A 1891-nucleotide genomic window follows, 5' to 3' on the forward strand; every position below is an offset into this window, starting at 1 on the left:
ATTGCTTTTTTACGAAAATGAATATATTATTTCGATATATAATTTTATGCGGAGTATTTTTTCAGAACATTCCGACATAAATAATGGAGGATTAGCCGATGAATTTATTTAGGAAAAAGTCAATTCAGGCCCTCGTTCAAGAAGCAGGACAAAAAGATGTAGTCTTAAAGAAAGACTTAGGTGCATTTGATTTATCCATGCTCGGAATTGGGGCTATTATAGGAACAGGAATTTTTGTAGTTACAGGGGTTGCTGCAGCAGAACATGCAGGACCTGCACTTATTTTATCCTTTATTTTATCAGGATTAGCCTGTGTATTTGCCGCCCTTTGCTATGCAGAATTTGCGTCGACTGTTCCGGTATCAGGAAGTGCCTATACGTACAGTTACGCAACTTTTGGCGAGATTATTGCGTGGATCTTAGGCTGGGATTTAATTTTAGAATACGGATTGGCCTCATCTGCTGTTGCGAGTGGATGGTCAGGGTATTTACAAGGACTTCTCGCAGGTTTTGGTATTCACTTTCCTAAAGCATTAACAAGTGCGTATGATCCAGCAAACGGCACATTTATCGATGTTCCGGCCATCCTTATCGTATTAATCATTACGTTGCTGTTAACACAGGGTGTAAAGAAATCCGCTCGCTTTAACACGATTATGGTAATTATTAAATTAGCCGTGGTTGTAGCATTTATCGCTGTAGGTGCTTGGTATGTAAAGCCTTCTAACTGGACACCATTTATGCCATTTGGGTTCTCAGGTGTGACTGCTGGTGCAGCAACAGTATTCTTTGCTTATATCGGTTTTGATGCTGTATCAACTGCAGCAGAAGAAGTAAAAAACCCGCAAAAGAATATGCCAATTGGAATTATTGCATCTTTACTAGTTTGTACCGTGTTATATATTATCGTATCCGCAATTTTAACCGGTATTGTTCCTTATCAAGAGTTAGGCGTAAAAAACCCTGTCGCATTTGCTCTTAATTACATTCATCAGGACTGGTTAGCAGGGTTCATCTCCCTTGGTGCGATTGTAGGGATTACCACCGTATTATTAGTAATTCTTTATGGACAATCTCGTTTATTTTACGCAATCAGCCGTGATGGGTTATTGCCAAAAGTTTTTTCAAAGGTTGATAAGAAGAAGCAGACACCATTGGTGAATTCATGGATTACTTGTTTACTAGTTTCGATTTTTGCAGGATTAGTCCCATTAAATAAACTGGCCGAACTAACAAATATCGGAACATTATTTGCCTTCATGACTGTGGCAGTAGGAATTATATATCTTCGTAAAAATAATCAAGCACCTAAAACTGGATTTAAGGTTCCGTTTGTACCATATGTTCCGATTCTAGCTTTTGTATTCTGTGGATACTTAGCGCTTCAATTACCAAAAACAACGTGGATTAGTTTTGGAGTGTGGCTAGTGATTGGATTATTCGTCTATTTTGGATATGGACGTAAACATTCAACCTTGAATAAGACAGTTAGCCAAGTGAAAAAAGCTAGCTGATTGGGAAAGAAAAAAATTTGGCGGGCTTACCTCAGGTAAGCTCGTTTTTTTTGTGCTTGAATGTATCGAAATATGTCGAATTTCATCGATTTTGCAAAATTGATGTCATTTTAGTCAAAGAAAGATGATAAAATAGGAGCATGATTTTTATTACATCTTTTAACGTGATCATATATAAGGAGAAACTACATGAAAGAAGGCTTCCAGACTACTAAGCTCATTTTTGAAGAAAAGAAGGCAAGTATTCTATTTTTATGGTTGTTTAATTTAATGTATTATTCATTTGATATTTTTTATTATTGGATAAGGCCGAAAATTAATAAGCAAGTAAGCATTTTTGATACAGATGAAGTTGGTTTGGGTGTATGGTTATACAT

Annotated in this window: 1 protein-coding gene and 1 pseudogene; both read left to right on the forward strand. The window is 36.6% G+C overall.

Features of this window, described 5'->3' with window-relative positions; translation table 11 throughout:
- Positions 1-98: 98 nt before the first annotated feature.
- Positions 99-1514, forward strand: coding sequence for an amino acid permease (locus V7659_RS30300; RefSeq protein WP_335543726.1), 1416 nt, complete (start codon positions 99-101; stop codon positions 1512-1514).
- 189 nt (positions 1515-1703) lie between these two features.
- A pseudogene (locus tag V7659_RS30305) lies at positions 1704-1891 on the forward strand (ATP-binding protein); the annotation flags it as partial.

This window comes from Neobacillus drentensis, assembly GCF_036966985.1.
Taxonomy (GTDB): Bacteria; Bacillota; Bacilli; order Bacillales; family Cytobacillaceae; genus Neobacillus; species Neobacillus drentensis_E.

Excerpts from the sequence above, each read along its gene's own strand:
- V7659_RS30300 (WP_335543726.1), top strand. The coding sequence starts at position 99 with ATGAATTTATTTAGGAAAAAGTCAATTCAGGCCCTCGTTCAAGAAGCA.